The organism is Streptomyces specialis (assembly GCF_001493375.1).
GTDB classification, from domain to species: Bacteria; Actinomycetota; Actinomycetes; order Streptomycetales; family Streptomycetaceae; genus Streptomyces; species Streptomyces specialis.
In genome coordinates, this window is the sequence record NZ_LN929894.1 from 373,374 (window position 1) to 396,347 (window position 22,974).

Sequence of the window (22,974 nt, forward strand, 5' to 3'; positions counted from 1 at the left end):
GGGCCGGTCCGGGCGTATCGATCCGGATGTATCGACGCGCATCGACGTCTACGACGGGAGCAGTGTCCCGATGGCCCTGATTCATTCCGCTGATCCTGACTTCATCGTCAGCCAGATCAGTTTCCGTACGCTGCTCGACATCCAGTGGGAGGCGCAGGAGCGGGGGTGGGCGACTCGGTGGACATCGGTGGACGCGCTGCGTAGCCAGGTCAAGGAGGGGACCGTCCTCCTCCAGTCGCTGATGCGCGAGGAGCGAGGAGGGGTCGTGCGGGCCTACCGGTGTCTCGTGCTCTTTCCGACCGTGGACGGCAGCGACGCCGGCGGGGGTGCCACGATCGATCTCGATCCGGGGAGGGTCGCATCGCTGGAGCGGCTCGATCGAGATCCGGAGGTCCGGAAGGCGCTCGCCCGGGTGTTCTCCCTGGCGGTGGGTGGGATCTCCACGGTCTCGAAGAGATAGTGGGCGCATTTACCCCACTTCCAGGCCCCGCGACCGGCAGAAACATCGTTAGCCGGCGTTTGCTTGACGAATGAACGCTGCTGACCGGGCCAGGCTTGATCGGATGCCGGAGTGGAACGCGCTGGCGAAGCATCGTGAGGGGCTCGGGGAGGTGGGGCTGCGGGAGTTGTTCGAGCGGGATGGCGGGCGGGCCGCGCGGTACGGGGTCCGGGTCGGGAATCTCTTCATCGACTATTCCAAGCAGCTCGTCACCGACGAGACGCTGCGGCTGCTGCGCGAGCTGGCGGAGGCCGCCGGGGTGGCCGGGTTGCGGGACGCCATGTTCCGCGGCGAGAAGATCAACGTCACCGAGGGCCGGGCTGTTCTGCACACCGCGCTGCGCGCGCCGCGCGGCGCCGTGGTCGAGGTGGACGGGGAGAACGTCGTGCCGGCCGTGCACGCCGTGCTGGACCGGATGGTGGCGTTCGCGGAGCGGGTGCGGTCGGGGGAGTGGACCGGGCACACCGGGAAGCGGATCAGGACGGTCGTCAACATCGGGATCGGCGGCTCGGATCTGGGCCCGGCCATGGCGTACGAGGTGCTGCGGCCGTTCACCGCGCGGGAGTTGGGTTTCCGGTTCGTCTCCAACGTGGACGGCGCCGACCTGCACGAGGCCGTGCGGGACCTGGACCCCGCCGAGACGCTGTTCATCGTGGCGTCGAAGACCTTCACCACCATCGAGACCATCACCAACGCCACGTCGGCGCGGCGGTGGCTTCTCGACGGGCTCGGCGGGGACGAGACCGCCGTCGCCAAGCACTTCGTCGCCGTGTCGACCAACGCCGCGAAGGTCGGCGAGTTCGGCATCGACACCGCGAACATGTTCGAGTTCTGGGACTGGGTCGGCGGCCGGTACTCGTACGACTCGGCGATCGGGCTGTCGCTGATGGTCGCGATCGGGCCGGAGCGGTTCCGGGAGATGCTGGACGGGTTCCGGCTGGTGGACGAGCACTTCCGCACCGCGCCGTTCGAGGAGAACGCGCCCGTGCTGCTCGGCCTTCTCGGCGTCTGGTACGGCGCGTTCTTCGACGCCCAGGCGCACGCCGTGCTGCCCTACAGCCACTATCTGTCGCGCTTCACCGCCTACTTGCAGCAGTTGGACATGGAGTCCAACGGCAAGTCCGTGGACCGCGAGGGACGGCCCGTCAGTTGGCAGACCGGGCCCGTGGTATGGGGCACGCCGGGCACCAACGGGCAGCACGCGTACTACCAGTTGCTGCACCAGGGGACGAAGCTCATCCCGGCGGACCTGATCGGGTTCGCGCGGCCGGTCGCGGAGCTGGAGCCGTATCTGGCGGACCAGCACGACCTGTTGATGGCGAACCTCTTCGCTCAGGGACAGGCGCTGGCCTTCGGCAAGACCGCCGACGAGGTCCGGGCCGAGGGCGTCCCGGAGGAACTCGTGCCGCACCGGACGTTCCCGGGGAACCGGCCGACGACCACCATCCTGGCGGACGAGCTGACGCCGTCGGTGCTGGGGCAGTTGGTCGCGCTGTACGAGCACAAGGTGTTCGTCCAGGGCGCGGTGTGGGACATCGACTCCTTCGACCAGTGGGGAGTCGAGCTGGGCAAGGTCCTCGCCAAGCGCGTCGAACCGGCCCTGGTGGAAGGGGCCGAGGTACCGGGCCTCGACCCCTCCACCGCCGGGCTGGTCGCCAAGTACCGCGAGCAGCGCGGCCGTTGACCCCCGGCGCCGTCTAGGCGGCCGGTGCCGCCGCCCGGTCCAGGAGCCACAGGGTGCGTTCCGTGCCCCGGACGCGGGCGGCGGGCGCCGACGGGTCGGCGCCCGACAGGGCGGCGGCCACGGCCTCCGCCTTGTCCTCGCCCGCCGCCAGCAGCCACACCTCGCGGGCCGACCCGATCGCCGGCAGGGTGAGGCTGACCCGGACCGGCGGGGGCCTCGGGGCGTCGTGCACCGCGACCACCGTGCGGTCGGTCACCTCCAGCGCCGGATGGCCGGGGAACAGCGACGCCACATGCGTGTCCGGCCCGACGCCCAGCAGTACGACGTCGAACGGACCGGTGGCGGTGGCCAGTTCGGCGGCATACGCGTCGGCAGCCGCCGCCGCCGAGGCGACCGCGTCCGACGGCGGCACCGGGTACACCCGGGCCGGGTCGAGGGGAACCGCGTCCAGCAGCGCCGCGCGGGCCTGCGTGTGGTTGCGGTCCGGGTCCCCGTCCGGCAGGAACCGTTCGTCGCCCCACCACAGGTCGAGGCGCGCCCAGTCCACGGCGTCCCGCGCCGGGGAGGCGGCGAGCGCGGCCAGCAGGCCGTTCCCGTTCCGCCCCCCGGTCAGCACGACCGAGGCGGAGCCGCGCGCCGTCTGGGCGTCCACGATCGCCGTGACGAGCCGGGCGGCGGTGGCCCTGGCCATCACGTCCTTGTCCTCGTGGACGACCACCTGGCCGGTCATGACGCCGACTTGGCGGGGGCCGCCTTCTTGCCCCCGGGCTTCTTCGCGGCCGGGGCCGACGGCGCCGGGGCGGCGTCATCCCCGTCATCCCCGTCCTCCTGCGGGGTGCGCAGCGCGCCCACACCGAGCCGCACCGCCTGCGCGTACGCCTCGTCCGGGTCCAGCCGCCGCAGCTCCTCGGCGATCAGCTCGGCCGTCGCCCGCCGGTGCAGCGCCACGTGCCGGTCCGGCTGGCCCGGCACCGAAAGCGTGGCGAGCGCGCCGTCCGGCCGGTCCAGGCAGATCGTGCCGTCCTCCGTGGACAGCTTCACCGCCGTGATCCCCGGGCCCGCCGAGACGGCCCGTTCCACGGGCACCCCGAGCCGTTCGGCGATCCACAGCGCGAGCAGCTCCGTGCTCGGGTTGTACTCCTCGCCCTCCACCCGCGCCGAGGAGATCTTCGCCTGCTTCTGGTCCAGCGCCGCCGCCAGCACGCTGCGCCACGGGGTCAGCCGGGTCCACGCGAGGTCGGTGTCGCCCGGCGCGTACACCTCGGCGCGCAGCCGCAGGGCCGCGACCGGGTCCTCGGTCGCCGCCGCGTCCGTGATGCGCCGCTGTGCCAGCGTGCCGAGCAGGTCCTCGGCCGGGTCGCGCGGCGCGTCCTCGGGCCACCACACGACCGTCGGCGCGTCGGGCAGCAGCAGCGGCAGCACCACGCTGTAGGCGTGGGCCGCCCGCTCCCCGTGCAGCCGCAGCAGCACGGTCTCGCCGTTGCCGACCTCGCCGCCGACCCGGACCTCCGCGTCGAGCCGGGCGGTGGCCCGCTCGCGCGGGGAGCGGCCCGGGCGCTTGATGACGACGAGGATGCGGCAGGGGTGCTCCTTGGACGCCTCGCTGGCCGCCTTCAGCGCGTCGTAGTGGTTCCCCTCGTCGGTCACGATGACAAGGGTCAGGACCATGCCGATCGCCGAGCCGACCGCGCGGCGCGCCTGGATGAGGGCTCCGTTGATCTGGCTGGACGTGGTGTCCGTGAGGTCGATTTTCATGGCCGCCTCCAGCTCCGCCCGTCGCGGGCGAGCATGTCGTCCGCCGCCCGGGGGCCCCACGTGCCCGCCGTGTACGGCTCGGGCTTGCCGTGCTCGGCCCAGTACTCCTCGACCGGGTCGAGGATCTCCCAGGACCGCTCGACCTCCTGGTGCCGGGGGAACAGGTTCGCGTCGCCCAGCAGCACGTCGAGCAGGAGCCGCTCGTACGCCTCGGGGCTGGACTCCGTGAAGGACTCGCCGTACGCGAAGTCCATCGTCACGTCCCTGATCTCCATCTGCGTGCCCGGCACCTTGGAGCCGAACCGCACGGTCACGCCCTCGTCCGGCTGTACCCGGATGACCAGCGCGTTGTGGCCCAGTTCCTGGGTGTCGGTCGCGTCGAACGGCGAGTACGGCGCGCGCTGGAAGACGACCGCGATCTCCGTGACGCGCCGCCCGAGCCGCTTGCCGGTGCGCAGGTAGAACGGGACGCCCGCCCAGCGGCGGTTGTCGATCTCCAGCCGCATCGCGGCGAACGTGTCGGTCACCGACGCCGGGTCGATGCCCTCCTCGTCCAGGTAGCCGCGGACCTTCTCGCCGCCCTGCCAGCCCGCCGTGTACTGCCCGCGCACGGTGTGCCGGCCGAGGTCGGCGGGGAGCTTGACCGCCTGGAGCACCTTCAGCTTCTCGGTGACCAGGGCGTCCGCGTCGAACGACGACGGCTCCTCCATCGCGGTGAGCGCCAGGAGCTGGAGCAGGTGGTTCTGTATGACGTCCCGGGCGGACCCGATCCCGTCGTAGTACCCGGCCCGGCCGCCGATGCCGATGTCCTCGGCCATCGTGATCTGCACGTGGTCGACGTACGACCGGTTCCAGATGGGCTCGAACATCGTGTTGGCGAAGCGGAGCGCCAGGATGTTCTGGACGGTCTCCTTGCCGAGGTAGTGGTCGATCCGGAAGACCTCGTGGGCCGGGAAGACGTCGTGCACGACCCGGTTCAGCTCCTGCGCGGAGGACAGGTCGTGCCCGAACGGCTTCTCGATCACCGCCCGGCGCCAACTGTTCTCCCGGCCCTCGGACAGGCCGTGCTTCTTCAACTGCCGGACGACCGTGGGGAAGAACTTCGGCGGCACCGAGAGGTAGAACGCGAAGTTGCCTCCGGTGCCGCGCTCCTTGTCCAGTTGCTCCATCGTGGTGCGCAGCGTCGCGAACGCCTGGTCGTCGTCGAACACGCCGGGGACGAAGCGCATCCCCTCGGCGAGCTGGCGCCACACCTCCTCACGGAACGGGGTGCGCGCGTGCTGCTTGACGGAGTCGTGGACGACGGCGCAGAAGTCCTCGTCCGCCCAGTCGCGGCGGGCGAAGCCCACCAGCGAGAAGCCCGGGGGCAGCAGCCCCCGGTTGGCGAGGTCGTAGACGGCCGGCATCAGCTTCTTGCGGGACAGGTCGCCGGTCACCCCGAAGATGACCAGGCCCGACGGCCCCGCGATGCGCGGGAGCCGTCGGTCCTGCGGGCCTCGCAGGGGATTGCCGGCGCTGGGGCTGCCGCTCACCGGTGCCTCAGTCCTTCCCGCCGGCCAGACGCTCCAGCTCGGCCTGGGTGGATTCGAGCAGCCCGTTCCACGCCGTCTCGAACTTATCCACGCCCTCGTCCTCCAGGAGCTGGACGACCTCGTCGTAGGAGATACCGGCCTTCTCCAGCGCGTCGAGGTCGGCGCGCGCCTGCTCGTAGGTGCCCGCGACCGTGTTCCCGCTGATCTCGCCGTGGTCCTCGGTGGCGGACAGGGTGGCGCCCGGCATGGTGTTGACGGTGCCGGGGGCGACCAGCTCGGTCACGTACAGCGTGTCCGGGTAGGCCGGGTCCTTCACGCCGGTCGAGGCCCACAGCGGGCGCTGCGGGTTGGCCCCGGCGCGGGACAGCGCCTGCCAGCGGTCGGCGGCGGCGACCTCCTCGTACGCCTGGTACGCGAGCCGGGCGTTGGCCAGCGCCGCCTTGCCGCGCAGCGCCGTGGCGTCGCCGGTGCCCAGGGCGTCCAGCCGCTTGTCGATCTCGGTGTCGACGCGCGACACGAAGAACGACGCCACCGAGTAGATCGTGGCCAGGTCCAACCCCTTGGCCTGCGCCTTCTCCAGGCCCGCCTGGTAGGCGTCCATCACCTCGCGGTACCGCTCCAGCGAGAAGATCAGCGTGACGTTGACGCTGATGCCGCGCGCGATCGTCTCGGTGATGGCGGGCAGCCCGGCGCGGGTGGCCGGGATCTTGATGAAGATGTTGGGCCGGTCGACCAGCCACGCCAACTGCTTGGCCTCGGCGACCGTGGCCCGCGTGTCGTGCGCCAGGCGCGGATCGACCTCGATGGAGACGCGGCCGTCGAGACCGCCGGTCGCCTCGTACACCGGGCGCAGCACGTCGGCGGCGTCACGGACGTCGGCGGTGGTGATCATGCGCACCGCCTCCTCGACCGTGACCCGGCGGGCGGCCAGGTCGGCGAGCTGCTCGTCGTACCCCTCGCCCTCCGAGATGGCCTTCTGGAAGATCGACGGGTTGGTGGTGACGCCCACCACGTGCTGCTGGTCGAGCAGCTCGGCCAGGTCGCCGGACGTGATCAACGTGCGCGACAGGTCGTCCAGCCAGATCGCGACACCCTCCTGGGAGAGGCGCTTGAGTGCGTCGGTCATGGAAATCGCATCTCCTGCTGTCTCGTGTATCGGTGTCAGCGCTCGGCGACCGTGAGGGATTCCCGCGCGGCCAGCGCCACGGCGTCGTGGGTCAGGCCGAACTCGCGGTACAGCGTCTCGTAGTCGGCCGAGGCCCCGAAGTGCTCCAGGGACACCACGCGTCCGGCGTCGCCCACATACCGGTACCAGCTCATGCCCACTCCCGCCTCCACCGCCACGCGGGCGCGGACGGCGGGAAGCAGGACATGGTCGCGGTACCCCCGGTCCTGCTCCTCGAACCACTCGGCGCAGGGCATCGAGACGACCCGGGTGGGAACGCCGTCGGCCTGGAGCTCGTCGCGGGCGGCCAGGGCGATCTGCAGCTCGGAGCCGGTGCCGATGAGGATGACGCGGGGGGTGCCGCCCTCGGCCTCGGTGTGGATGTAACCGCCCAGCGCCGTGTTCTCGTTCGGCGCGTACGTCGGCACGTTCTGCCGGGTCAGGGCCAGGCCGTGCGGGGCGGGGTGGGTGCCCTGCCGCTTGATGATCTCGCGCCAGGCGATGGCGGTCTCGTTGGCGTCGGCCGGGCGCACGATGTTCAGCCCGGGGATGGCGCGCAGCGCGGACAGGTGCTCGATCGGCTGGGGCGTCGGGCCGTCCTCGCCCAGGCCGATGGAGTCGTGCGTCCACACGTAGGTGACGGGCAGCTTCATCAGCGCGGCCAGCCGGACGGCCGGGCGCATGTAGTCCGAGAAGACCAGGAACGTGCCGCCGTAGATCCGGGTGTTGCCGTGCAGCGCCACGCCGTTCATCGCCGAGCCCATGGCGTGCTCGCGGATGCCGTAGTGCACGGTGCGGCCGTACGGGTTCGCCTCGGGCAGCGGGTTGCCCTCGGGCAGGAACGACGAAGAGGCGTCGATCGTGGTGTTGTTGGAGCCCGCGAGGTCGGCCGAGCCGCCCCACAGTTCGGGGATGACCCCGCCCAGCTCCTTCAGCACCTGGCCGGACGCCTTGCGCGTGGCCACGGCCTTGCCGGGCTCGAAGACGGGCAGGACCTTCTCCCAGCCGTCCGGCAGCCGCCGGGCGCGGATCCGGTCGAACTCGGCGGCGCGCTCAGGGTTGGCCTCGCGCCAGGCGGCGAGCCGCTCCTCCCAGGCGGCGCGGGCCCGCTGCCCGCGCTCGACGGCCGCCCTGGTGTGGGCGAGGACGGCGTCCGTGACGTCGAAGTCCCGCTCGGGGTCGAAGCCCAGGACCCGCTTGGTGGCGGCCACTTCCTCCGCGCCCAGCGCCGAGCCGTGCGCGGCCTCGGTGTTCTGGGCGTTGGGGGCGGGCCAGGCGATGATCGAGCGGGCGGCGATGATCGAGGGCCGCCCGGTCTCCGCCTTGGCGGCCAGGAACGCCTCGTGCAGCGCGTGCGGGTCGAGGTCGCCGCTCTTCTTCGGCGCGACGCGCTGGGTGTGCCAGCCGTACGCCGCGAACCGGGCCAGCACGTCCTCGGAGAACGCGGTGGCGGTGTCGCCCTCGATGGAGATGTGGTTGTCGTCGTAGAGCAGGACCAGGTTGCCCAGCTTCTGGTGGCCGGCGAGCGAGGCGGCCTCGGCGGCCACGCCCTCCTGGAGGTCGCCGTCACCGGCGATGACCCACACGGTGTGGTCGAACGGCGAGTCGCCCGGGGCGGCGTCCGGGTCGAACAGACCGCGCTCGTACCGGGCGGCCATCGCCATGCCCACGGCGTTGGCCACGCCCTGGCCCAGCGGGCCGGTGGTGGTCTCCACGCCGTCGGTGTGGCCGTGCTCGGGGTGGCCCGGGGTCCGGGAGCCCCAGACGCGGAAGGACTTCAGGTCGTCCAGCTCCAGGCCGTACCCGGCCAGGTAGAGCTGGATGTACAGCGTGAGGCTGGTGTGACCCACGGAGAGCACGAAGCGGTCGCGACCGGTCCAGTCCGGGTCCGACGGATCGTGGCTCATCAGCTTCTGGCAGAGGAGGTAGGCGGCGGGCGCCAAACTCATCGCCGTGCCGGGGTGGCCGTTCCCGACCTTCTGCACGGCATCCATGGCCAGTACCCGGGCGGTGTCCACCGCCCGTTGGTCAAGATCGGTCCATTCGAGGTCTGAAGTGGTCGGCTTGCTGCTCACCCTGCGTCAGGGCTCCTTCCCGCATGTGTCAGGCCCGGCGGCCCGCCCTCCCCCTGCGGCGGGCACGGCTCATCGGGCGCGACCGAGCCTACCTTTCGGATCAACGGGCCGACCGCCGACGTTTCCAGGGTGCCCCAGCCCGGCGGTTCCGGCACGCGCGGCAACACGGGGGACCCGGCGACAAGCGGCGCAAGCCGGGCGTCTAGAGTGACGAGGTACTTGCCCGCAGCGCCTTCCGCTGATGTCGCACAACCATGAGGTGTCCGTGACGGCCGTCGATTCCCGTCCCGCGACGGAGCCCGGACCGGGCTCCGACCAGGGGACACCGGGAGCCCGGGTCAAGGCGTTCATCGCACTGACGAAGCCGCGCATCATCGAGCTGCTGCTGATCACCACCGTGCCGGTGATGTTCCTGGCGGAGCAGGGTGTGCCGGACCTGTGGCTGGTCCTCGCCACCTGCTTCGGCGGCTATCTGTCGGCGGGTGGCGCGAACGCGCTGAACATGTACATCGACCGCGACATCGACGCGTTGATGCACCGCACGCAGAACCGGCCCCTGGTCACCGGTGCCGTCCGGCCCGGCGAGTGCCTGGTGTTCGGCCTGGCCCTCGCGGTCCTGTCCACGCTGTGGTTCGGGCTGCTGGTCAACTGGGTGTCGGCCGCGCTGTCGCTCGGCGCGCTCCTCTTCTACGTGCTGATCTACACGCTGTGGCTCAAGCGCCGCACCGCGCAGAACATCGTGTGGGGCGGGATCGCCGGGTGCATGCCGGTGCTGATCGGCTGGTCCTCGGTGACCGGTTCGCTGTCGTCGGCCGCGGTCGTCCTCTTCCTGGTGATCTTTTTCTGGACGCCGCCGCACTACTGGCCGCTGTCGATGAAGGTGAAGGACGACTACGCGCGGGTGGGTGTGCCGATGCTGCCCGTCATCGCGGCGAACACGGTCGTGGCGCGGCAGATCGTCGTCTACAGCTGGGTGATGGTCGCGGTGTCGCTGTCGCTGTGGCCGCTGGGGTACACCGGCTGGTTCTACCCGGTGGTCGCCGCGCTCGCCGGTGGCTGGTGGCTCTGGGAGGCGCACGCGCTGTCGGCGCGCGCCCGCGCGGGGCTGAAGGGCGCGAAGCTGAAGGAGATGCGACTGTTCCACTGGTCGATCACCTATGTCTCGGTGCTCTTCCTGGCCGTCGCCATCGACCCCTTCCTGCGCTGATCTCTCCCCGACCCCCCTCCCCGTGGAACTTACTGGCCGGTAGGATGCGCTCATGACTGACACCGCTGAAGTGACCGAGGAGCCCGGCCCCGCCCGTCCTCCCGTGAACGGGCGCGAGGTGAAGCGCCTGACCCGCCGCATCCGCTCCTTCTCCGCCGCGCACGGCGGGCAGGCCGAGGGGCAGATCGCCTACCTCGGCACCCGGGGCTACCGCCTGGTGCTCGTCGGGTCCGACGGCGCCTGGGGTGACGTGGTGAACGCGCACCGCGAGGCGCTGGAGGAGGCGGCCCGGCAGAGCAGGGTCGAGCTGCGCGAGACGTTCGACGGCGACCTCGCCGCGCGGGTGAAGACCGGACCGTACGAATGGTCCCGGATGGCCGGCATCCAGATCGGCGGCCCGAGCAACAACGCCTGAGCCACCGGGACGGCTCCCTCCTCGACCCCGATGGACCGGTGCGGCCACAGGGAGCCGGTCCTCGGCGCCTTCGGGCGGAGGCCCGCGTCGTCCGCCGGATCGCGGGCCGGACTGCCCGGCCGCCGGCCATCCGTCCGGGCGCCGATGAGGCCACCGCGCGGGACGAGCCGGCCCCGGCGACGGGCGGTCGGCCCCACGGGCTGGAAAGCCTGAACGGCTCCCGGCGTGGGCCGGGGGGCGCCACCGGTCGCCGTCGGCGCGGGCGGCGTACGGAGGGCGGCCCGCCCGGACCGGCGCAGGTACGGCAGGCGGCCGGCCGCTCCGGCGCCGTGCGTACGGACCCGGCCCCGCTGCTGCCCCAGCCATCTGACGGCGGCGTCGCGGGGCCGTTCCAGCCGATGCGCTGGGCCGCGTGCACACCCCGGCGGACGCCGAACGGGCCGAGGCCGGGCACTCCACGATCCAGGATCCGGAAGGCAGACCCTAGGCCGGGACCGGGGTCTCCTCGGCGCTGTCCTTGATCCGTTCGGGGGCGTGGCCGGGGGTGGGGGCCTGGCCGCGGTCGCGGGTGGCGAGGAGCAGGCGCAGGACCGCGATCCAGACCAGGGTCGAGCCCAGGAGGTGGAGCGCCACCAGGCCCTCGGGCTCGTCCAGGAAGTACTGGGTGTAGCCGATGACGCCCTGGCCCATCAGCACGACGAACAGGTCCCGCGCCCTGGCCAGCGTCGCCGGGGGGGCGTCCATGGTCCGCAGGGCGATCCAGACCGCCGCCGTGCCCAGCACCACGGCCCAGGCCAGCAGCGAGTGGACGCGGGTGATCCACTCCCAGTCGAACGGCATCCGCTCGATGTCGCTGCTGTCGCCCGCGTGCTCACCCGTGCCGGTGACGGCCGTGCCGACCACCATCAGCGCCCCGGCGAGCCCGGTCAGTGCGACGACGGCGCGGCGCACGGGGACGCCGACGAGGGGCCGGGGCGTGTCGTCGCCCTCACGGACGCGCTGCCACGTGAGCGTGGTCACGGTGAGCAGCGCGATGGCGGCCAGGAAGTGGCCGGCGACGAGGAACGGGTTCAGCTCGGCGAGCACGGTGAGGCCGCCGAGCACACCGTTGAACATGACGACCCAGAACTGGGCCCAGCCCAGCCGCGTGACGCCGCGCCGCTCGGGCTTCGCGGCCCGGGAGGCGATGATGACCCAGCCGACGGCCGCGCAGACCACGTAGGTCAGCATCCGGTTGCCGAACTCGATCAGCCCGTGCACGCCCATCTCCTGGGTCGCGACGAGGCTGTCGCCGCTGCACTTGGGCCAGGTCTCGCAGCCGAGCCCGGAGCCGGTGAGCCGCACGGCGCCGCCGGTGATCACGATGGCCACGCTCATCACGAGCGAGGCGAGCGCGGCGCGCCGTACGGTCCGCGGGCTCGGGGTCCAGCGGGCGGCGATGAAGGCGAGGGGGTTTCGCACTGCTTTCAGCACCCGCTCATGGTATGCCCGCGCTTGTGCACTCCTTCACGAGGGGGCGGACGCCGTCACTCCCAGCGGAAGAAACGGGCCGCCGCCGCCAGGCTCGCCGCGGCCCACGCCGTCAGGACACCGGCCTGGGGCCAGGGCATGGGGCCGCCGTCGCGCAGGACCTCGCGCAGGCCCTCGGCGAGGGCCGTCACCGGCAGCAGTTCCAGCACGTCGCGCACGGTGGCGGGGAAGTCGTCCAGCGGGACCACCACGCCGCCGAAGAACACCAGCAGGACGAAGACGAGGTTCGCCGCCGCGAGGGTCGCCTCCGCGCGCAGCGTCCCGGCCATCAGCAGGCCCAGGCCGGACATCGCGGCGGTGCCCAGCAGCATCAGGACGGCCACGGCCAGCGGGTTCCCGCGCGGGGACCAGCCCAGGGCCAGCGCCACCGCCGTCAGCAGCGCGGTCTGGAGCGCCAGCGTCACCAGCACCGCGCACGTCTTGCCGCACATCAGCCCCCAGCGCGGCAGCGGCGAGACGGCGAGTCGTTTCAGCACGCCGTAGCGCCGTTCGAAGCCGGTGGCGATGGCCTGGCCGGTGAAGGCGGTGGAGAGCACCGCGAGGGCGAGGATGCCGGGCGCCAGGAAGTCGACGCGCTCGCCTCCGGCCCGTTCCTCGGCGGACACGTCGATGATGTCCACCGCGCCGAACAGCACCAGCAGCAGCGTCGGGATGACGGCCGTCAGCAGGAGCTGCTCGCCGTGCCGCAGCAGCATCCGGGTCTCGAGACCGGCCTGGGCGGCGATCATCCGGGCCAGCGGCGCCCCGCCCGGGCGGGGCGTGTGGCGGCCGGTGGTGAGGGTCATGAACGCAGCTCCTTGCCGGTCAGCTCCAGGAAGACGTCCTCCAGGGTGTGCCGCTGGGTGGTGATCCGGTCGGCCAGCACCCCGTGCTGGGCGCACCAGGCGGTGACGGTCGCCAGCAGCCGGGGGCCGACGTCGCCGGTGATCCGGTAGCTGCCGGGGCTCGGCTCGGACGCCTCGCTGCCCAGCGGCAGCGCCGCGCGCAGCGAGATCAGGTCGAGACCGGGGCGGCCGGAGAACCGCAGCACGTCGGAGCCGCCGCCCCGGCACAGGTCGGCCGGGGTGCCGCGCGCGATGACGCGGCCGGAGTCCACGATGGCGACGTCGTCGGACAGCTCCTCGGCCTCGTCCATCAGGTGCGTGGTCAGCACGGTGGTGACGCCGTCGGCCCGCAGCTCGCGCACGAGCTGCCACGTGGCGTGCCGGGCCTGCGGGTCGAGGCCCGCGGTCGGCTCGTCCAGGAAGACCAGCTCGGGCCGGCCGACCACGGCCAGCGCCAGGGCCAGCCGCTGCCGCTGGCCGCCGGAGAGCCTGCGGTAGGGCGTGCGCCCGCAGGAGCCGAGGCCGAGGCGTTCGATCAGGTCGTCCACGTCGAGCGGGTGGGCGTGCAGCCGGGCGACGTGCCGCAGCATCTCCTCGGCCCGGACGCCGGGGTAGACGCCGCCGTCCTGGAGCATCACCCCGATGCGCGGGCGCAGCGCCGGTCCTTCGGTGACCGGGTCCAGGCCGAGCACCCGCAGGTGTCCCGCGTCGGGGGCGCGGTAGCCCTCGCACAGCTCGATGGTGGTGGTCTTGCCCGCGCCGTTCGGCCCGAGCACGGCGGCCACGGTTCCGCGGGCGACGGTCAGGTCGAGGCCGTCGATCGCGGTCGTGCGGCCGTACCGCTTGACCAGGCCGAGTGCTTCGACCGCGGGTTCCGCCCCTGCGTTGCGCATGGGGGCGAGTCTAGGAACCTTTCGCGGCGGCCCGTGCGCCGGTCCCGCAGGTTAGGTATGCCTTACGTGACACACTGCATTGCGGCTGGTCAGAACGCGGCTTGCCCGTGTCGCCGGAATTACGCAACAATGGCGTTGTGAAAAACGGGAGCGGACGGCGGACGACGCCGGTGGCCGAGGGTGCCGCCGGTGGACCCGCGCTGTCCGCGGCGCCCGAGGAGCAGTCCGGCACGCGCCGCCGGGTCGCGCGCTCCATTCTGGACCACGGCCCGTCCACCGCGGCCGAGCTGGCCGACCGGCTGGGGCTGACCCAGGCGGCGGTGCGGCGCCACCTGGACGCACTGGCCGCCGACGGCCTGGTCGAGGCCCGCGAGAAGCGGGTCTACGGCTCGCGCGGCCGGGGGCGCCCCGCCAAGGTCTTCGCCCTCACCGACGCGGGCCGGGGCGCTTTCGACCAGGCTTACGACGAGCTGGCCGTCGAGGCGCTGCGCTGGATCGAGGCCGCCGCGGGCGGCGGCGAGAAGGGCGCGGCGGCCGTGATGGCCTTCGCGCGGGCCAGGGCCGAGGAGCAGGCGGAGGCGTACCGTCCGTTCCTGGAGCGGGCCGAGCCCGAGGGCCGGGCCCGGGCGCTGGCGGAGGCGCTGACGCGGCACGGTTATGCTGCGGCGACCCGGGGCGTTCCGGCGCCCGCGGGGGAGCAGCTCTGCCAGCACCACTGCCCGGTGGCGCACGCCGCCGCGCGGTTCCCGCAGCTCTGCGAGGCGGAGACCGAGGTCTTCTCCCGCCTGCTCGGCAGCCATGTGCAGCGCCTGGCGACCATCGCCCACGGCGACGGCGTGTGCACGACGTTCGTGCCCGGGCCGGAGCACCAGCCGCACCCGGTCCCACCGGCCGGGACCGAGAACGAGACCTCGTCCGAGACCACCGCATCACCACGCAACGCCGGGAGGAACCCCGCATGACGCTCCCCACGGAGACGGCCCACCCCGAGCTCGAAGGGCTGGGCAAGTACGAATACGGCTGGGCCGACTCCGACGCCGCCGGAGCCGCCGCGAAGCGGGGCCTGTCCGAGGCCGTCGTCCGCGACATCTCGGCGAAGAAGGCGGAGCCGGAGTGGATGCTGAAGCTGCGGCTGAAGGGGCTGAAGCTCTTCGGCAAGAAGCCCATGCCCAATTGGGGCTCCGACCTCAGCGGCATCGACTTCGACAACATCAAGTACTTCGTGCGGTCCACCGAGAAGCAGGCCCAGAGCTGGGAGGACCTGCCGGAGGACATCAAGAACACGTACGACAAGCTGGGCATCCCCGAGGCCGAGAAGCAGCGGCTGGTCGCGGGCGTCGCGGCGCAGTACGAGTCGGAGGTCGTGTACCACCAGATCCGTGAGGACCTGGAGAAGCAGGGCGTCATCTTCCTCGACACCGACACCGCGCTGAAGGAGCACCCGGAGCTGTTCCAGGAGCACTTCGGCACCGTGATCCCGGTCGGCGACAACAAGTTCGCCGCGCTGAACACGGCGGTGTGGTCGGGCGGCTCGTTCATCTACGTGCCGCCGGGCGTGCACGTCGACATCCCGCTCCAGGCGTACTTCCGGATCAACACCGAGAACATGGGCCAGTTCGAGCGGACCCTGATCATCGTCGACGAGAACGCGTACGTGCACTACGTCGAGGGCTGCACCGCCCCGATCTACGACTCGGACTCGCTGCACTCGGCGGTCGTGGAGATCATCGTCAAGAAGGGCGGTCGCTGCCGCTACACGACGATCCAGAACTGGTCGAACAACGTGTACAACCTGGTGACCAAGCGCGCCGTCGCCTACGAGGGCGCCACCATGGAGTGGGTCGACGGGAACATCGGCTCCAAGGTCACCATGAAGTACCCGGCGGTCTACCTGATGGGCGAGCACGCCCGGGGCGAGACGCTGTCCGTCGCCTTCGCGGGCGAGGGCCAGCACCAGGACGCCGGCGCGAAGATGGTCCACATGGCCCCGCGCACCTCGTCCAACATCGTCTCCAAGTCGGTGGCCCGGGGCGGCGGCCGGACGTCGTACCGCGGTCTGATCGAGATCGGGGAGGGCGCCGAGGGCTCGCGGTCCAGCGTGCTGTGCGACGCGCTGCTCGTGGACACGATCTCCCGCTCCGACACGTACCCGTACGTCGATGTCCGCGAGGACGACGTGACGATGGGCCACGAGGCGACCGTCTCGAAGGTCAGCGACGACCAGCTCTTCTACCTCATGAGCCGCGGCCTGTCCGAGCAGGAGGCGATGGCGATGATCGTGCGCGGCTTCGTCGAGCCGATCGCCAAGGAGCTGCCCATGGAGTACGCCCTGGAGCTGAACCGGCTGATCGAGCTCCAGATGGAGGGCGCGGTCGGCTGACCCGGCCGCCCGCGACGACCCGACAGACCGGCAGACCGGCAAGCGTTCGATCAAGAGAGTGAGCACGACGAGACCCATGGCTGAGGCCCAGAGCATCCCGGCCGGAGCGACATCCGGAGGGGCGATCGCGGTGGCCGCCGATTCCACGGTGGCCACCCGGATGAGCGCCCCGCCGTCCTTCGACGTGGCGGACTTCCCCGTGCCGCACGGCCGCGAGGAGGAGTGGCGCTTCACCCCGCTCGACCGCCTGCGGGGGCTGCACGACGGAACGGCGACGGCGGACGGCTCGGTGAAGGTCGTGGTCGACGCGCCCGACGCCGTCACCGTCGAGACCGTCGGCCGCGACGATCCCCGGATCGGCAAGGCCGGCAAGCCGGTGGACCGGGTGGCCGCGCAGGCGTTCAGCGCCTTCGAGAAGGCGACGGTCGTCTCGGTGCCCGCCGAGGCGGTGCTGACCGAGCCGGTGCGGGTGAGCCTGCACGGCGAGGGCGGCGTCACCTACGGGCACACCGTCTTCTCCGTCGGGGCCTTCGCCGAGGCCGTCCTCGTCCTGGACCACACGGGTGACACCGTCCGCTCCGCCAACGTGGAGTTCCAGGTCGGCGACGGCGCCAAGCTCACCGTCGTCTCCGTGCAGGACTGGGACGGCACCGCCGTGCACTGCTCGCAGCACAACGTGCTGATCGGCCGCGACGCGTCGTTCAAGTCGGTCGTCGTCACCTTCGGCGGTGATCTGGTCCGCATCCACCCGCGCGTCACCTACGCCGCCCCCGGCGGCGAGGCCGAGCTGTACGGGCTGTACTTCACGCACAACGGCCAGCACCAGGAGCACCGGCTGTTCGTGGACCACACCGCGCCCAACTGCCGCAGCGACGTGGCCTACAAGGGGGCGCTCCAGGGCACCGACGCGCACGCGGTGTGGATCGGCGACGTGCTGATCCGGGCCGCCGCCACCGGCACCGACACCTACGAGCTGAACCGCAACCTCGTCCTCACCGACGGCGCGCGGGTCGACTCCGTGCCGAACCTGGAGATCGAGACCGGCGAGATCGTGGGCGCCGGCCCCGCCTCGGCCACCGGCCGGTTCGAGGACGAGCAGCTCTTCTCCCTGATGGCCCGCGGCATCCCCGCCGAGGAGGCGCGCCGCCTGGTCGTGCGCGGCTTCTTCGCGGAGCTCGTCCAGCAGATCGGCGTCCCCGACGTCGAGGAGCGGCTGATCGCCAAGCTGGAGGCCGAGCTGAAGGCGTCGATCGCATGACCGCCGCCGCATTCGTCAAGGTCTGCGCGCTCGGCGACCTGGAGGAGGACGTCCCCCGGCGCGTGGAGGTCGGTGACGTGCCCGTCGCCGTCGTCCGCACCGAGGGCGAGGTCTTCGCGGTCAACGACATCTGTTCCCACGCGAACGTGTCCCTGTCCGAGGGCGAGGTGGAGGACTGCCAGATCGAGTGCTGGCTGCACGGCTCCAGCTTCGACCTGCGCACCGGCAAGCCCTCCGGCCTGCCGGCGACCCGGCCCATTCCCGTTTACCCCGTCAAGATCGAAGGAGACGGCCCCGACGCGGCCGTGCTCGTCTCCCTCACCCAGGAGTCCTGAGAGATCCCCATGGCAACGCTTGAGATCCACGACCTGCACGTCTCCGTCGACGGCGAAGGCGGCCCCAAAGAGATCCTGCGCGGGGTCGATCTGACCGTGAAGCAGGGCGAGACGCACGCCATCATGGGCCCCAACGGCTCCGGCAAGTCCACGCTGGCCTACTCGCTGGCCGGGCACCCCAAGTACACGATCACCGGCGGCTCGGTCGCGCTGGACGGCGAGGACGTCCTGGCGATGTCCGTGGACGAGCGGGCGCGGGCCGGTGTCTTCCTCGCCATGCAGTACCCGGTCGAGATCCCCGGCGTCTCCGTCTCCAACTTCCTGCGCACCTCCGCCACCGCCGTCCGCGGTGAGGCCCCCAAGCTGCGGACGTGGGTCAAGGAGGTCAAGGAGGCGATGGCGCGCCTGGAGATGAACCCGGCGTTCGCCGAGCGCAACGTCAACGAGGGCTTCTCCGGCGGCGAGAAGAAGCGCCACGAGATCCTCCAGCTCGAACTGCTGAAGCCGAAGATCGCGATCCTGGACGAGACCGACTCGGGCCTGGACATCGACGCGCTGCGCATCGTCTCCGAGGGCGTCAACCGGGTCCGCGAGTCGGGCGAGGTCGGCACCCTCCTCATCACGCACTACACGCGCATCCTGCGCTACATCAAGCCCGACCACGTCCACGTCTTCGCGGCCGGGCGGATCGTCGAGTCCGGCGGCCCCGAGCTGGCCGACAAGCTGGAGGCCGAGGGCTACGAGCAGTACACCAAGGGAACAGTGGGGTAGGGCCATGACCCAGACACATCCGGGTCCGGTATTGCCGGGCCTGCTCGACACCGAGACGATCCGCAAGGACTTCCCGATCCTGCACCGCACGGTGCACGGCGGGAAGCCGCTGGTCTATCTGGACAACGCGGCCAGCTCGCACAAGCCCCGCCAGGTCCTCGACGCGCTCAACGACTACTACGAGCAGCACCACTCCAACGTCCACCGCGGCGTGCACGTGCTGGCGGAGGAGGCGACCGCGCTCTACGAGGGCGCCCGCGACAAGGTCGCCGCGTTCATCAACGCGCCCAGCCGCGACGAGGTGATCTTCACGAAGAACGCCTCGGAGTCGCTCAACCTGGTCGCCAACATGCTGGGCTGGGCCGACGAGCCCTACCGCGTGGACGCCCGCACCGAGATCGTCATCACGGAGATGGAGCACCACTCCAACATCGTGCCGTGGCAGCTCCTCGCGCAGCGCACCGGTGCCGAGCTGAAGTGGTTCGGCCTCACCGACGACGGCCGGCTCGACCTGTCGGACATCGACCGGATCATCACCGAGCGGACCAAGGTCGTCTCGTTCGTGCTGGTCTCCAACGTGCTCGGCACCCTGAACCCGGTGGACCGCATCGTCCGCCGCGCGCAGGAGGTCGGCGCCCTCGTCGTCATCGACGCCTCCCAGGCCGCGCCGCACATGCGGGTGGACGTGCAGTCCCTCGGCGCCGACTTCGTCGCCTTCACCGGCCACAAGATGTGCGGCCCGACCGGCATCGGCGTGCTGTGGGGCCGCCAGGAGCTGCTGGAGGACCTGCCCCCGTTCCTCGGCGGCGGCGAGATGATCGAGACCGTCACCATGAGTTCCTCGACGTACGCCGCGGCGCCGTACAAGTTCGAGGCGGGCACCCCGCCGATCGCCCAGGCGGTCGGGCTCGGCGCGGCCGTGGACTACCTGAGCGGCATCGGCATGGAGAAGATCGCCGCGCACGAGCACGCCATAACCCGGTACGCGCTGGACCGGCTCGCCGAGGTGCCGGACCTGCGGATCATCGGCCCGGTGACGGGCGAGGACCGCGGCGCGACCATCTCGTTCACCCTGGGCGACATCCACCCCCACGACGTGGGCCAGGTGCTGGACGAGCAGGGCATCGCGGTGCGGGTCGGCCACCACTGCGCCCGCCCCGTCTGCCTGCGGTACGGAATTCCCGCGACCACACGGGCGTCGTTCTACCTGTACTCGACACCGGCCGAGGTGGACGCCCTCGTCACCGGTCTGGAGTACGTGCGTCGCTTCTTCGGATGAGGGTGGTTTGAGGACGTGCAGCTCGAATCGATGTACCAGGACGTGATCCTGGACCACTACAAGCACCCGCACGGCCGCGGCCTGCGCGACGGCGACGCCGAGGTGCACCACGTGAATCCCACGTGCGGCGACGAGATCACGCTGCGGGTGCGGTACGAGGGCCAGGTCGTCGCCGACGTGTCCTACGAGGGGCAGGGCTGCTCGATCAGCCAGGCCAGCGCCTCGGTGCTGAACGAGCTGCTCGTGGGCAAGGAGCTGCCGGAGGCGCTGGGCATCCAGGAGACGTTCCTGGAGCTGATGCAGTCGCGCGGGCAGGTCGTCCCGGACGACGCCATGGAAGAGGTGCTGGAGGACGCGGTCGCGTTCGCCGGCGTCTCGAAGTACCCGGCGCGTGTGAAGTGCGCGCTGCTGAGCTGGATGGCTTGGAAGGACGCGACGGCCCAGGCGCTGGGCGACGCGGGGCTGAAGGACAGCGCACCGAAGGGAAGGACCGCATGAGCGAGACCGCGACCACCGCGCCGGCGAGCGAGGAGGAGATCCTGGAGGCGATGATGGATGTCGTCGACCCGGAGCTGGGGATCGATGTGGTCAACCTCGGCCTGATCTACGGCATCCACGTCGACGACGAGAACATCGCGACCGTGGACATGACCCTCACCTCGGCCGCCTGTCCACTGACGGACGTGATCGAGGACCAGGCCAAGTCGGCCACCGAGGGCCTGGTCAGCGAGCTGAAGATCAACTGGGTCTGGATGCCGCCGTGGGGCCCGGACAAGATCACCGACGACGGCCGCGAGCAGCTCAGGGCCCTCGGCTTCAACGTCTGAGCCGTCCCGCCGCGTCCTCGTCAGTCGTGGTTCCGGGCGGCGGCGACGGGGTTCCTGGCCGTCGCCGCCCGGTGTTCGCCGTTCCGGCTGTCCGTCCCGGCCGTCAGGCGTGGTCGACGAGCTGGGCGTGTCCCTGGGTGCGGGCGCAGTGGGCGCAGCAGAAGAAGTGCCCGTCCTCGGTCTCCAGGCCGTGGCCCATGATGCGGCACTGGCAGTTCTCGCAGATCGGCGCCATCCGCTGGACGGCGCACTCGAAGCTGTCGAAGACGTGGACCTCTCCGGCGGCGCGCACCTCGAAGGCCATCCGGTAGTCGTTGCCGCAGACCTCGCACTCGGCCATGGGTTCCTCCTGTCTCTTCCGTGGTGATTTGTGGTGATTTGACGGCGTGTGTCGTGCTGTCGCGCCGCAAGGATCGCGGGCGGGCGCGGCGCGTTTCCGGCAGACGCGCAGGGCGGTCACTCCATCGGCCGGTCGTTATGTACGCTTGTACACATGGTGTATCTGACGCTGGCCGCCGCGATCACGGCGGAGATCATCGGGACCATGCTCATGAACCAGAGCGACGGGTTCAGCAGGCTGTGGCCCAGCCTGGGCACCCTCGCCTGCTACCTGCTGGCGTTCACGCTGCTGGCCCAGACGCTGAAGACGATGGAGGTCGGCGTCGCCTACGCCATCTGGTCAGGCGCCGGGACCGCCGTCGTCGCCGTCATCGGTGTGCTGTTCCTCAACGAGAACGCGTCCCTCCCCAAGGTGCTCGGCGTCCTGCTGGTCGTCGGCGGGGGCGCGCTGCTCAACCTCGGCGGGGCCCACTGATGCCCCGCCGCGACGATCCCGACCGCAGACGACGCCTGGGGGCCGCGGCCGTCGAGGGCGTCGCCGAACGGGGCATCGACGGGCTCACCCCCCGGGCCGTGGCCGCCGCCGCCGACGTGCCGCTCGGCTCGACCACGTACCACTTCGCGGACCGCGACGAGCTGCTGACGGCCGCGCTGGAACGGATCAACGACGCCTGGCTGGCCCACCTCGCCGCCCGGCTGGAGGGCGTGGGCCCCGCCCGGCCGCTCGCCGCCGCGCTGGCCGACCACCTCGGCGCCTGCCTCGGCCCCGACCGGACCGCGACGGAGCTGGCCTACGAGCTGTACTTCGCGGGCCTGCGGCGGCCCGCCCTGCGGCCCCTGGCCACCGCGTGCCTGGAGCGCACCGCGGAACTCCTGCGGTCCCGGGTGCCCGACGCGGCGACGGCGCACGCGCTGGCCGCGGCGGCCGACGGACTGCTGATCCAGCACCTGCTCACCGGGCGCCCGTACGTTCCGGAGGAGGCGCGCGCCGCCTTCGCGTGCCTGGTGTCCGGCATCGGGACGGGTTCGCCGCCGGACGCGCCCACCCGTTAGCGTCTGGGGCATGACCGACGCAACGTCCCTCCCGTCCGGCGCCGTCGCCGCCGGGCTCGCCACCGTCGACACCGACGGCACCGTGCTCGACACCTGGTTCCCCGCCCCCCGGCTCGACACCGAGCCCGGCCCCTCCGGCACCGAGCGGCTGACGCCGGAGCGCGCCGCCGAACTGCTCGGCGACGAGGCGCCCCGCGCGCTCGGCCCCGACCCCCGGCGCGGCGTCGAGGTGGTGGCGGTGCGCACGGTCATCTCGGACCTCGGCGCCAAGCCCCTCGACACGCACGACGTCTACCTGCGGCTCCACCTGCTCAGCCACCGCCTGGTCCGCCCGCACGGACTCAGCCTCGACGGCATCTTCGGTCTGCTGGCCAACGTCGCCTGGACCAGCCTCGGCCCGGTCCCCGTCCACGGCGTGGAGCGGGCCCGCCTGGCGGCGCGGGCCGAGGGCGCGCACCTGGCGGTCACCAGTGTCGACAAGTTCCCCCGGATGACGGACTACGTGCTGCCGACGGGCGTGCGGATCGCGGACGCCGACCGGGTCCGGCTCGGCGCGCACCTGGCCACCGGCACCACCGTCATGCACGAGGGCTTCGTCAACTTCAACGCCGGCACGCTCGGCGTCTCCATGGTCGAGGGCCGCATCAGCGCGGGCGTCGTCGTCGGTGACGGCTCCGACATCGGCGGCGGCGCGTCCATCATGGGGACCCTGTCGGGCGGCGGGAAGCAGATCGTCTCGATCGGTGAGCGCTGCCTGCTGGGCGCCGAGGCGGGCATCGGCATCTCGCTCGGCGACGACTGCGTGGGCGAGGCCGGGCTGTACGTCACGGCGGGCACCCGGGGCACGCTGCCGGACGGCGAGATCGTCAAGGCGCTGACGCTCTCCGGCGCGGACAACCTCCTCTTCCGCCGCAACTCCACCACGGGGGCCGTCGAGGCGTTGCAGCGCACCGGCCACTGGGGTGGCCTCAACTCCGTGCTGCACAGCCACAACTGACGTCCCGGGCGGTATCTCCCGCGCGGGCCGGTCCGGCGGATCGGTGGATCCCCGGAACGGCCCGCGCGGGGGCGCTCATGCCGCCGGCGCGGACCGTCGGCCCCGACCGCTGCCCGGACAACAGCCCGCGCGGCACCGCGAGTTAATCAGTTGCCG

At 71.8% G+C, this 22,974-nt stretch carries 24 protein-coding genes; 15 read left to right on the top strand and 9 right to left on the bottom strand.

The window, feature by feature from the left end:
- Positions 1-70: 70 nt before the first annotated feature.
- On the top strand, positions 71-460 hold the full coding sequence (locus BN2279_RS13730; protein WP_059009309.1) for a hypothetical protein: 390 nt from the start codon (positions 71-73) through the stop codon (positions 458-460).
- A 70-nt stretch (positions 461-530) separates the two neighbouring features.
- Complete coding sequence (gene pgi, locus BN2279_RS13735; protein ID WP_059009310.1) at positions 531-2,183, top strand: glucose-6-phosphate isomerase; 1,653 nt, start codon at positions 531-533, stop codon at positions 2,181-2,183.
- Positions 2,184-2,196: 13 nt separating this feature from the next.
- Here the strand turns inward: pgi and pgl are convergent, their stop codons facing one another.
- The 5 genes from pgl to tkt are packed head-to-tail and all read right to left on the bottom strand — an operon-like array spanning position 2,197 to position 8,710.
- Positions 2,197-2,913 carry a 6-phosphogluconolactonase gene (pgl, locus tag BN2279_RS13740; RefSeq protein ID WP_059009312.1) on the bottom strand — a complete coding sequence of 239 codons (717 nt, stop codon included), beginning with the start codon at positions 2,911-2,913 and terminating at the stop codon, positions 2,197-2,199.
- Positions 2,910-3,938: a glucose-6-phosphate dehydrogenase assembly protein OpcA gene (gene opcA, locus BN2279_RS13745; protein WP_059009314.1), complete on the bottom strand. Its 1,029-nt coding sequence runs from the start codon at positions 3,936-3,938 to the stop codon at positions 2,910-2,912. The genes pgl and opcA overlap by 4 nt, the downstream gene beginning before the upstream one ends.
- A complete protein-coding gene (zwf, locus tag BN2279_RS13750; RefSeq protein WP_059009315.1) occupies positions 3,935-5,470 on the bottom strand; it encodes a glucose-6-phosphate dehydrogenase in 1,536 nt (511 codons plus the stop codon). Before zwf ends, opcA begins: the two co-directional genes overlap by 4 nt.
- 7 nt (positions 5,471-5,477) lie before the next feature.
- On the bottom strand, positions 5,478-6,596 hold the full coding sequence (gene tal, locus BN2279_RS13755; RefSeq protein WP_059009318.1) for a transaldolase: 1,119 nt from the start codon (positions 6,594-6,596) through the stop codon (positions 5,478-5,480).
- 35 nt (positions 6,597-6,631) lie between these two features.
- Positions 6,632-8,710 carry a transketolase gene (gene tkt / locus BN2279_RS13760; RefSeq protein WP_059009320.1) on the bottom strand — a complete coding sequence of 693 codons (2,079 nt, stop codon included), beginning with the start codon at positions 8,708-8,710 and terminating at the stop codon, positions 6,632-6,634.
- 265 nt (positions 8,711-8,975) lie between these two features.
- Between tkt and BN2279_RS13765 the strand changes: the two genes are divergently transcribed.
- Both BN2279_RS13765 and BN2279_RS13770 read left to right on the top strand, forming a co-directional pair.
- Positions 8,976-9,917, top strand: coding sequence for a heme o synthase (locus BN2279_RS13765; RefSeq protein WP_059009680.1), 942 nt, complete (start codon positions 8,976-8,978; stop codon positions 9,915-9,917).
- Positions 9,918-9,969: 52 nt separating this feature from the next.
- A complete protein-coding gene (locus tag BN2279_RS13770) occupies positions 9,970-10,332 on the top strand; it encodes a hypothetical protein (protein WP_059009322.1) in 363 nt (120 codons plus the stop codon).
- A gap of 483 nt (positions 10,333-10,815) precedes the next feature.
- Here the strand turns inward: BN2279_RS13770 and BN2279_RS13775 are convergent, their stop codons facing one another.
- Genes BN2279_RS13775 through BN2279_RS13785 form a run of 3 tightly spaced genes read right to left on the bottom strand, consistent with a single transcriptional unit; the run spans position 10,816 to position 13,579 of the window.
- Positions 10,816-11,805, bottom strand: coding sequence for a COX15/CtaA family protein (locus BN2279_RS13775; protein ID WP_059009325.1), 990 nt, complete (start codon positions 11,803-11,805; stop codon positions 10,816-10,818).
- A 53-nt stretch (positions 11,806-11,858) separates the two neighbouring features.
- Positions 11,859-12,647 (bottom strand): ABC transporter permease, encoded by a 789-nt coding sequence (locus BN2279_RS13780; RefSeq protein ID WP_059009327.1) that lies wholly within the window; start codon positions 12,645-12,647, stop codon positions 11,859-11,861.
- Complete coding sequence (locus BN2279_RS13785) at positions 12,644-13,579, bottom strand: ABC transporter ATP-binding protein (protein WP_059009329.1); 936 nt, start codon at positions 13,577-13,579, stop codon at positions 12,644-12,646. Before BN2279_RS13785 ends, BN2279_RS13780 begins: the two co-directional genes overlap by 4 nt.
- Before the next feature lie 137 nt (positions 13,580-13,716).
- Here BN2279_RS13785 and BN2279_RS13790 point away from each other — a divergent pair, with 137 nt between their 5' ends.
- The 8 genes from BN2279_RS13790 (at position 13,717) to BN2279_RS13825 (ending at position 20,429) form a co-directional block, all read left to right on the top strand.
- Positions 13,717-14,541, top strand: coding sequence for a helix-turn-helix transcriptional regulator (locus BN2279_RS13790; protein ID WP_104531026.1), 825 nt, complete (start codon positions 13,717-13,719; stop codon positions 14,539-14,541).
- Positions 14,538-15,959: a Fe-S cluster assembly protein SufB gene (gene sufB / locus BN2279_RS13795; protein WP_059009334.1), complete on the top strand. Its 1,422-nt coding sequence runs from the start codon at positions 14,538-14,540 to the stop codon at positions 15,957-15,959. The genes BN2279_RS13790 and sufB overlap by 4 nt, the downstream gene beginning before the upstream one ends.
- A gap of 76 nt (positions 15,960-16,035) precedes the next feature.
- Entirely contained in the window at positions 16,036-17,217 is a 1,182-nt protein-coding gene (gene sufD / locus BN2279_RS13800; protein WP_059009335.1) for a Fe-S cluster assembly protein SufD, read from the top strand.
- Positions 17,214-17,552 (top strand): non-heme iron oxygenase ferredoxin subunit, encoded by a 339-nt coding sequence (locus tag BN2279_RS13805; protein WP_059009337.1) that lies wholly within the window; start codon positions 17,214-17,216, stop codon positions 17,550-17,552. Before sufD ends, BN2279_RS13805 begins: the two co-directional genes overlap by 4 nt.
- Positions 17,553-17,561: 9 nt before the next feature.
- Complete coding sequence (gene sufC, locus BN2279_RS13810) at positions 17,562-18,323, top strand: Fe-S cluster assembly ATPase SufC (RefSeq protein WP_059009339.1); 762 nt, start codon at positions 17,562-17,564, stop codon at positions 18,321-18,323.
- A gap of 4 nt (positions 18,324-18,327) precedes the next feature.
- Positions 18,328-19,602, top strand: a complete 1,275-nt coding sequence (locus tag BN2279_RS13815; RefSeq protein WP_059009341.1) for a cysteine desulfurase — start codon at positions 18,328-18,330, stop codon at positions 19,600-19,602.
- 15 nt (positions 19,603-19,617) lie between these two features.
- Entirely contained in the window at positions 19,618-20,100 is a 483-nt protein-coding gene (gene sufU / locus BN2279_RS13820) for a Fe-S cluster assembly sulfur transfer protein SufU (protein WP_059009343.1), read from the top strand.
- Positions 20,097-20,429 (top strand): metal-sulfur cluster assembly factor, encoded by a 333-nt coding sequence (locus BN2279_RS13825; RefSeq protein ID WP_059009344.1) that lies wholly within the window; start codon positions 20,097-20,099, stop codon positions 20,427-20,429. Before sufU ends, BN2279_RS13825 begins: the two co-directional genes overlap by 4 nt.
- A gap of 103 nt (positions 20,430-20,532) precedes the next feature.
- On the opposite strand, the gene BN2279_RS13830 is transcribed toward BN2279_RS13825, so the two are convergent.
- Positions 20,533-20,769 carry a hypothetical protein gene (locus BN2279_RS13830; RefSeq protein WP_059009346.1) on the bottom strand — a complete coding sequence of 79 codons (237 nt, stop codon included), beginning with the start codon at positions 20,767-20,769 and terminating at the stop codon, positions 20,533-20,535.
- A gap of 153 nt (positions 20,770-20,922) precedes the next feature.
- On the opposite strand from BN2279_RS13830, the gene BN2279_RS13835 reads away from it, so the two are divergent.
- Genes BN2279_RS13835 through dapD form a run of 3 tightly spaced genes read left to right on the top strand, consistent with a single transcriptional unit; the run spans position 20,923 to position 22,818 of the window.
- The gene (locus BN2279_RS13835; RefSeq protein WP_059009348.1) at positions 20,923-21,243 is read left to right on the top strand and encodes a DMT family transporter; all 321 of its coding nucleotides are present in this window, start codon (positions 20,923-20,925) and stop codon (positions 21,241-21,243) included.
- On the top strand, positions 21,243-21,821 hold the full coding sequence (locus BN2279_RS13840; RefSeq protein ID WP_059009349.1) for a TetR/AcrR family transcriptional regulator: 579 nt from the start codon (positions 21,243-21,245) through the stop codon (positions 21,819-21,821). The genes BN2279_RS13835 and BN2279_RS13840 overlap by 1 nt, the downstream gene beginning before the upstream one ends.
- 10 nt (positions 21,822-21,831) lie before the next feature.
- On the top strand, positions 21,832-22,818 hold the full coding sequence (gene dapD, locus BN2279_RS13845) for a 2,3,4,5-tetrahydropyridine-2,6-dicarboxylate N-succinyltransferase (protein ID WP_059009352.1): 987 nt from the start codon (positions 21,832-21,834) through the stop codon (positions 22,816-22,818).
- Positions 22,819-22,974: the final 156 nt, after the last annotated feature.

What these genes read in the sequence shown, in the direction of transcription:
- pgl (WP_059009312.1), bottom strand. Translation starts at nt 2,913, where the DNA reads ATGACCGGCCAGGTGGTCGTCCACGAGGACAAGGACGTGATGGCCAGG.
- pgi (WP_059009310.1), top strand. Translation starts at nt 531, where the DNA reads ATGAACGCTGCTGACCGGGCCAGGCTTGATCGGATGCCGGAGTGGAAC.
- BN2279_RS13840 (WP_059009349.1), top strand. Translation starts at nt 21,243, where the DNA reads ATGCCCCGCCGCGACGATCCCGACCGCAGACGACGCCTGGGGGCCGCG.
- sufC (WP_059009339.1), top strand. Translation starts at nt 17,562, where the DNA reads ATGGCAACGCTTGAGATCCACGACCTGCACGTCTCCGTCGACGGCGAA.
- BN2279_RS13825 (WP_059009344.1), top strand. Translation starts at nt 20,097, where the DNA reads ATGAGCGAGACCGCGACCACCGCGCCGGCGAGCGAGGAGGAGATCCTG.
- BN2279_RS13785 (WP_059009329.1), bottom strand. Translation starts at nt 13,579, where the DNA reads ATGCGCAACGCAGGGGCGGAACCCGCGGTCGAAGCACTCGGCCTGGTC.
- BN2279_RS13815 (WP_059009341.1), top strand. Translation starts at nt 18,328, where the DNA reads ATGACCCAGACACATCCGGGTCCGGTATTGCCGGGCCTGCTCGACACC.
- BN2279_RS13835 (WP_059009348.1), top strand. Translation starts at nt 20,923, where the DNA reads ATGGTGTATCTGACGCTGGCCGCCGCGATCACGGCGGAGATCATCGGG.
- tal (WP_059009318.1), bottom strand. Translation starts at nt 6,596, where the DNA reads ATGACCGACGCACTCAAGCGCCTCTCCCAGGAGGGTGTCGCGATCTGG.
- BN2279_RS13805 (WP_059009337.1), top strand. Translation starts at nt 17,214, where the DNA reads ATGACCGCCGCCGCATTCGTCAAGGTCTGCGCGCTCGGCGACCTGGAG.
- sufB (WP_059009334.1), top strand. Translation starts at nt 14,538, where the DNA reads ATGACGCTCCCCACGGAGACGGCCCACCCCGAGCTCGAAGGGCTGGGC.
- BN2279_RS13830 (WP_059009346.1), bottom strand. Translation starts at nt 20,769, where the DNA reads ATGGCCGAGTGCGAGGTCTGCGGCAACGACTACCGGATGGCCTTCGAG.
- BN2279_RS13770 (WP_059009322.1), top strand. Translation starts at nt 9,970, where the DNA reads ATGACTGACACCGCTGAAGTGACCGAGGAGCCCGGCCCCGCCCGTCCT.
- BN2279_RS13730 (WP_059009309.1), top strand. Translation starts at nt 71, where the DNA reads ATGGCCCTGATTCATTCCGCTGATCCTGACTTCATCGTCAGCCAGATC.
- BN2279_RS13780 (WP_059009327.1), bottom strand. Translation starts at nt 12,647, where the DNA reads ATGACCCTCACCACCGGCCGCCACACGCCCCGCCCGGGCGGGGCGCCG.
- opcA (WP_059009314.1), bottom strand. Translation starts at nt 3,938, where the DNA reads ATGAAAATCGACCTCACGGACACCACGTCCAGCCAGATCAACGGAGCC.
- sufD (WP_059009335.1), top strand. Translation starts at nt 16,036, where the DNA reads ATGGCTGAGGCCCAGAGCATCCCGGCCGGAGCGACATCCGGAGGGGCG.
- dapD (WP_059009352.1), top strand. Translation starts at nt 21,832, where the DNA reads ATGACCGACGCAACGTCCCTCCCGTCCGGCGCCGTCGCCGCCGGGCTC.